Below are 7585 nucleotides of genomic sequence, written 5' to 3' on the forward strand. Positions count from 1 at the left end.
TTGCGTAGCAAACCCTTTCTCAAAACTCGTTTCAAATTATCCCGAATTCACGTTATTTAACTGTAAGTAGCTAGGCATAAGTAAACTTAAAACACAGAAGAGCATACCGCCCGCACAGCGGGCAGTATGCTCTTTGGTTTTGGTTTTTAATTATGCCTAGCTACTTAGTTATTTAATAACTTCCGAAGAAGGTACATAATAGACTTCTCCGCCAGTATCAGGGACAAATATACAGGACTTTTGAGAAGTGAAAAAGGATTTCCAAATTGGTTCGTTAGAAACTCGGTAATATTTTCCTAGAACTGGTTTAATCGCATCTGTGGCAGTTTTGAGATGATAGTGAGGAATGCCAATAAAGATGTGGTGAGCGACATGGGTACCAATATTATGATGAATATTGTTAAAGATTCCATAATCGCGATCGATGGTGGAAAGCGCTCCCTTTAAGAAGTACCAGTCTTTACCACGATACCAAGGAATGTCTGCTTCAGTATGATGTAAATAGGTAACCAGATCGAGCCAGATTACAAAAATAAGATAGGGAACAATATAGAACTTGAATAGGAATAGAAATCCGTAGGTGAACCCTAACCACCCTAGGAAAACTATCATCGCAGTCCACAGAATGCTGCTGGTCAGAATGTCATTGGTTTCCGATGCGCGGAAAAGATCGTTGTTCGGAACAAAATGAGAAGCTGTTGGACGAGCCGGCGATCGCTTAAATAGATAGAGCGGATAAGCAAACAACAGGGCATCAAAACGAATGAATTTGCCAATCCAGTCCATTTCTTGATATTGACTTTTGGTGACTGGATACCAACTTTCATCGGTGTCGATATTGCCTGTATTCTGGTGATGGGTGCGGTGGCTAATGCGCCAACCGTGATAAGGCACGAGAATTGGTATGTGGGTGAGATGCCCGATCAGATTATTTAGCCATTTGCTCCTTGAGAAAGAACCATGCCCGCAGTCGTGACCGACCACAAAAAAGGCCCAAAACATTGTCCCCGTAGCAAACCAGAAAATTGGATAAAACCACCATGCATCCAAGTAAGCGGCAGTGGCGTATAAACCCACAATAATCGCTGTATCGGCAAAAAAATAGGCGAGTGATCGCCATACATTAGGTGAGAAACATGCTGATGGAATAGCGGCTTTTACATCTTGAAAAGTAAACGGAAGCTCAGTTTGAGATGTCGAAGATGTATCGGTAAGAGGGTTCTCGAGATTGATCCGATGAATAGTCGAAGACGACACGTATATTTCCCTGTTGTTAAGAAAAATTAAGTTGGCTTTTAGATCTTAGCAGTAACTTGGATTCTTCCTCGAAACCAAAGTTATCTAGTAAAAAAGCCCATCGATCGCCTTTGAGTCGGATATAAGCTTGCATTTGCGCGATCGCGCTCCGATCCCCTGATAGTTGTTCGAGCTGTTTTGGCTCAGGGAGTCCATAAATTTCATAGGCAAAGGGGGTATGCCATGTGAGATGTCCCGAACGATGCAATAGCCCTAAGGCGGGCTCTGCATCGGGATAGGTTCGGGAGACTTCGGCAATACTCCCTTGACGCGGGATTTTTGGCAATAGAGCAAGGGCTTTTTGGTACAGTTTTTGTTGCTGCTGTAAGAAAAAATCGACCCTTTGGCGATCGCCATTGTCGAGTAATCCTGTGGGCTCACTTACAAGCATCAATGCTTCCGCAGGTTGACCATCGCGTCCTGCTCTCCCAATTTCTTGAATATATTCTGAAAGCGTTAACGGTGGATGAAAATGCAAGACCCAGCGGGTATCGGGTTTGTTAATTCCTAGCCCAAAAGCAGATGTGCAGATCGCAAAGGGATATTTATTGGTTATCCATTGCTGCTCGATATAGCGCCTTTCTTGGGGAGGTAAGCCCGCATGGTAAGCCGCCGTGGCAAAGGAATGATCTCTTAACCAAGCTGCTAACATCTCGGCATCGCTACGACTGCGGACATAGATTAATCCTGATTGTCCTAGGCGATCGCGAATAAATTTCAGAATGCGGGATTTTCGTCCCGCTGGAGTCCAAGCAATTTCTACTTGGAGACTGAGTTGCGGGCGATAGGGGCTAGTGCGGACGACATGGGGATTATTAAGCTGTAGACAGGCTTGTAATTCCTGCATTGTATGGCGATCGGCGGTTGCCGTAAAAGCTGCGATCGCAATTTGGGAATGATCGGACTTTTGTGACATCAAAGCCGAGCGGACTGCCCCTAAACGCCGATAGCTCGGACGAAAGGAATCTCCCCACTGCACGAGGCAATGGGCTTCATCTAGCATGATTCCCGCAATTTTTAAATGGCGATCGCTGATTATTTCCCAGATTGGTTGACTCAAGAGCGTCTCAGGTGAAACATACAGCAAACGGATATTTGGCAGATTTCGGAGGATCTCGCGCCGTTCCCTTTGCGATAGATTGCTATGGATACAAGCCGCAGGTAGATGCCGCGCCTTTAAGTCCCTCACTTGATCCTCCATCAGGGCAAGCAATGGAGAGATTACCAAGGTTAACCCCTCACGAAAAAGCGCTGGTAGCTGAAAGCAAATGGATTTCCCCCCGCCAGTTGCCATCACTGCTAAGCTGTCTTGCCCTTGCAACAGACTGGTAACGACTTCCCGTTGAGATGACCTTAAGTCTTTGTATCCCCAAATCTGCTGAAATGCTTGTTGGATTGTCGTCCATTCCCTAAATGTTTCTGACATTTGCCCTAAATGATGGATGAAGTAGGTAGGAATCCATGAACCTAAAGACTTAGCAATGCTATAGTACTTACTTAACAAACTGTATTTGATATTATAACTTCATATTCATTGCTTAGATGCTTAGACATAACAAATTGAAAAATTCCTAGAATTCCTTGAAGATGGCGCTCGCCATTCATGATCATAAAAACGAACTATAAGATTTCCTTTGAGATTGTGGCAAACACTTGCTCCCCAGACAGATCCTATTTCTTAGCCAAGAGTAAAGTACGGTATTTTTAGCTTATTAATTCTCAGGAGTCGAGAAATGCTTGAAAGAGAAAGTAGATGCGTACTGTATTTTGTATTCAATTTTGGATTTAACGGTATTCAAGGGAAGCATGAGTTTTTGTTAAACCTAGCGGTTAATGATATTTTTAATAAAGATCTACTAATCTAATTAAGTTATATAGCTGCAAATCCTTCCAAAGTTCGTTGTAAAGGGAAATTATTCAGGTGAGACCAGAAGAGTCATCTACTCTTGAGATCAAAGAGATGCTTCATCACGTACTTACGGTTGAAGATCCACAGGGGTTTCGCAATTTTCTCTTGCATGGCGTTACATACTCCTTAGGACGCAGTCTGGGCAATTCGATTGTTCTTCGTTCTAATCTCGTATCTCGCCAACATGCAACGTTGCTAGCGGTTGCTTCTCAGAAATCTTCATGCTTTTTTAGAATTATTGACGGTTGCATTGATGGCAGGCGGAGTACTAATGGAATCTTAATTAATGGGAAAAAACGGTTTTCTCATATCTTGTCCCATGGTGATGAAATTCTCTTTAGCAAAGATACAAAAGCTGTATATCAGGTGATTACGGCGATCGCTAATATCCCCAAAATTAACCGCTCGGAAAATCAGCTTGCTAATTCCAGTAATTCCATTGCAAATAATCAGTCTTTTAGTGATACAGAGCTTTTTCAATTTTCGCCTTTACAATCAATTGCCGATCGCGATTTATCTATTCACGCTCAAGAAACGATTAATCGATTTATCTCTTCCCCAGAGCTAAATCCCCAACCAATTATTGAATTAAACTTAGTAGGAAAAATCCTATATCTTAATCCTGCTGCCTTGTATCAGTTTCCTAATCTCGAAGAGCAGCGGATCAATCATCCTTTACTTCAAAACTTGCTGGCTCAATTATTGCCCGTCGTTAATCCTATTCGTAAAGTGTTTATACGGGAGGTAGTGATTAACGAAAAGATATTTGAAGAAATCATTCACTTTATGCCTTGGAATGAGATAGTTCGCATTCATATTTCTGATGTTACCAAACAAAGACAGGCTGAAGCAATTATCTCCTACCAAATTCATTATGACGCTCTTACGGGATTGCCAAATCGCAAATATTTACATGAGCATTTAGTTGAATATATTGAAAAGCTACAGGACAAACAACAAAAATTTGCTGTCTTATTCCTTGATATTGATCGTTTTAAATTAATTAATGATTCCTTAGGTCATAGTATTGGCGATCTCCTACTCAAAGCCGTCAGCGATCGCTTAAAGCCCTTGATCAAAGATGGTGATATCGTCGTGCGCTGGGGGGCTGATGAATTTGCGATCGTCGCGAAGTCGATCGAATCTAACGATACCGTGCTGCAAACGGCGGAGGGGATGATTCAAGCTATGACTTTACCCTTTATCTGTGCTGGGCACGAACTGCATATTACAACCTGTATTGGTGCGAGCATTTATCCTGAACATAATACTGATATTGAGGGGCTTATTCATAATGCTGATATGGCAATGTATCGAGCTAAGGCTGAAGGTCAAAATAGCTTCCAGTTTTATATTCCCAATATGCAGGAGCAGAGTTTTCAGAGACTCTCTATGGAAAATAATCTCCGCAGAGCCCTTGAAAATGATGAATTGATACCCTACTATCAGCCGCAAGTTGATTTGAAGACGGGGCAAATTGTTGGTTTGGAGGTTTTATTACGATGGAAACATGTAGCTTTGGGCTCCATTCCTCCCAGTAAATTTATTCCTCTCGCCGAAGAAACAGGCTTAATTATTGCTATTGGTAATTGGGTTTTACGTCAAGCCTGTTTGCAGGTTATCGCATGGCAAAATATGGGTTTGCCACCGATCCAAGTGGGTGTGAATTTATCGATCAAACAACTGCAACAAAAGGACTTTCTCTTTTGTCTCAATCAAATTCTTGAGGAAACAAATTTCGATCCCCGCTATCTAGAATTGGAAATTACGGAAGGGATCATGATGGATAATGTTGAAGAGAAAATTACCCTATTAAATCAATTCCGTCAGATGGGTATCCAGCTATCTATCGATGATTTTGGGACGGGGTACTCGGCACTGAGTTATCTCAAAAATTTACCTATTGATACTCTCAAGATCGATCGCATTTTTATTGAATACATAGCTCATAACGAACACGATCGCACAATAGTCGCTTCAATTATTAATTTGTCCCATAGTCTCAACCTCAATGTGATCGCTGAAGGGGTCGAAACGAGAGAACAGGTCGATCTGTTGCGATCTCTAGGCTGCGATCAAATTCAAGGTCATTTTTACTATAGGGCGATGCCAGCCGATGAGGTTGAGGCTTTGCTGAGATCCCAAGGGGTAACGCGACCAAATAAAATCGAGCCATAATACCGATTAAAAAACAAAAACAGTAAGGTTTTGAGATTCCCAAAATGGCAACGCCATTTTGGGAATTGGTATGATCCTAGATATTAAGCCACATTCTTAGGTTGACTTCCTGACTAGAGGAAGCATTGGGGATCTGTACTAGTTCAAAGTAGTTAAAAATGGGCTCTGCTAAGATGACTTTAACGTTACGGAGCAAGTCTTGTTGGAAAATCGTGACCTCGATTGCCTCACCAACGGTAAAGTCCCGCAGCCGCTCGTTAAAGGTTTCTGCGGTAACGCGAATTCCTGCGATCGCCAGTACCGCATCACCCGTGTTAATGCCTGCCTTTTGGGCGGGCGACCCAGCCTCTACCCTGTCAACTTCCGCAAGCCCATTTTTGGATTTTAACGTCATTCCGACAAAAGGAATATCCTGCCTAGTGGTTCGTAATTCTAAACCAAAGGGTTCAAGATAGTAGTTGTAATCGAGTTCTTTTGTACCATAGAGATAATCATTCCAGAAAGGCGATAGATCTATCCCCGCGACAGTCTCGATTACCCCATGGAGATCGGCTTCGCTAAAGCCAGTTTCATCTTTGCCAAAGCGTTCCCACATAATTTGCATGACTCGATCCAGCGATCGCAAATTATTAGTGCGATCGCGGATCAGTAAATCTAATAACAGCGATAATAGCTCGCCCTTTAGATAGTAGGAGATTTGACTATTGTGAGTATTGGGATCGGGTCGATAGAGCTTAATCCAAGTATCAAAACTGGACTCGAATAGCGATTGCACATTGCGCCCAGAGGTAGTTTGCAGACGGGTAATCGCATTACTAACGAGTTTTAGATAATGCTTAGCATCGTAAATACCTGCACGAAGAGGAAAAAGGCGATCGTAATAGCTCGTAGTTCCTTCGCTAAACCAAAGTGAACTTGTATAGTTTTCTCGATCGTAATCAAAGGTTTCAAAAGCCTTGGGACGAATGCGTTTCACATTCCAAGTATGAAAAAACTCATGGGCAACTAGATTCATAAATTGGCAATAGCTTTCTTCCTTGCGAAATCCCAAACGATTGTAGAGAAGTACGGTACAGTCCTTATGCTCTAATCCGCCAAAACCATTGCTGGCATGAAGGATAAAGTCATAGCGATCGTAGGGTAGTCCACCAAACATTTCTGCTTCTACTGCCACGATCGCCGCTGCATCCTTGACCAAGCGCTGCATATCCCCATTGTGCTGTCCCCAGACCACAAAGCTATGGGGCTTGTTTTGGACGGTAAATTCATAGCGCTCGTGGATGCCGATCTCAAAGGGACTGTCCACTAAAATGTCAAAATTTTGGGCGTAGAAAGTATCCTTAGTATCGGCAAATGCGGGTAGAGCGGTCGCGATTTGCCAATTCTTGGGGAGGTCAGGAATATGGACGATGTAGGGATATTGCTGATATTCAGGAATGTACATGAATACGGCAGCACCTGTAAAAAAGGCATGAGTGCGGTCGATATGATTGGTACGGACGGTTAGCTCATTGCCGAAAATGCGGTAAGAAATGGTAATAGGTGCTATGGAGCGATCGCTTCGTTGCAAACGCCAATGATTTTTACTAATTTTTTGCCATGCGATCGGCTTCCCATCCCCATCAATTGCGGCAAAGTCTTGTAAATGTTTGGCGTATTCCCTTACTAAATAGGAGCCTGGAGTCCAGACGGGTAATTTGAGATCGATAAATTCCTGTTGCCAATTGGCGATCGTTAGCTCGACATGGAGAAGATGATTTTCTGGTTCGGGAATAGATATTCGATAGGTAAATTGGTCGGAGTAATATTCTTTAGTCACTGAATCTTTAGTCACTGAATCATCCATGGGGCTAAACCTGCGATCGCAAACTTCACCTAATATAGCAATGCAAGTTTTACTTATAGTGCTTTGCGCTCAAATCCAAACCAAGGAAATCTTTGAAAGATTTGCGCAGCAAATCTTTCAAAGATTTCCTTGGTTTGTTTGATCGATAATAGAATTGATTGGCGGCAGCTATCAAACAAGCAGTGATACCAATTCCCAAAAGTGTGGCTACACTTTTGGGAATTGAAAACCAAACCCAGTAAGGGTTTTAAAATCACAAAATGGCTACGCCATTTTGTGAATTGGTATAATACCAATTCACGAAAGTGTAACGATACTTTCGTGAATTAAAAACAACCCCAGTAAGGTTTTGAGAT

4 protein-coding genes are annotated in these 7585 nt (G+C 42.5%); 1 reads left to right on the top strand and 3 read right to left on the bottom strand.

Annotated elements, in window-relative coordinates:
• Positions 1–168: 168 nt before the first annotated feature.
• Together PSE7429_RS19935 and PSE7429_RS19940 are read right to left on the bottom strand one after the other, a co-directional pair.
• Positions 169–1257 (bottom strand): DUF3474 domain-containing protein, encoded by a 1089-nt coding sequence (locus tag PSE7429_RS19935; protein ID WP_009629156.1) that lies wholly within the window; start codon positions 1255–1257, stop codon positions 169–171.
• 16 nt (positions 1258–1273) lie between these two features.
• The gene (locus PSE7429_RS19940; RefSeq protein ID WP_009629157.1) at positions 1274–2722 is read right to left on the bottom strand and encodes a RecQ family ATP-dependent DNA helicase; all 1449 of its coding nucleotides are present in this window, start codon (positions 2720–2722) and stop codon (positions 1274–1276) included.
• 495 nt (positions 2723–3217) lie between these two features.
• On the opposite strand from PSE7429_RS19940, the gene PSE7429_RS19945 reads away from it, so the two are divergent.
• Positions 3218–5383: an EAL domain-containing protein gene (locus PSE7429_RS19945; RefSeq protein ID WP_009629159.1), complete on the top strand. Its 2166-nt coding sequence runs from the start codon at positions 3218–3220 to the stop codon at positions 5381–5383.
• 76 nt (positions 5384–5459) lie between these two features.
• Here PSE7429_RS19945 and PSE7429_RS19950 read toward each other — a convergent pair whose 3' ends face one another.
• Positions 5460–7229, bottom strand: a complete 1770-nt coding sequence (locus tag PSE7429_RS19950) for a M61 family metallopeptidase (RefSeq protein ID WP_009629160.1) — start codon at positions 7227–7229, stop codon at positions 5460–5462.
• Positions 7230–7585 lie beyond the last annotated feature (356 nt).

This window comes from Pseudanabaena biceps PCC 7429, from assembly GCF_000332215.1.
GTDB lineage: Bacteria > Cyanobacteriota > Cyanobacteriia > Pseudanabaenales > Pseudanabaenaceae > Pseudanabaena > Pseudanabaena biceps.

Bases quoted from the DNA above. Each gene is read 5' to 3' on its own strand.
- PSE7429_RS19940 (WP_009629157.1), bottom strand. From the start codon at position 2,722: ATGTCAGAAACATTTAGGGAATGGACGACAATCCAACAAGCATTTCAG.
- PSE7429_RS19950 (WP_009629160.1), bottom strand. From the start codon at position 7,229: ATGGATGATTCAGTGACTAAAGATTCAGTGACTAAAGAATATTACTCC.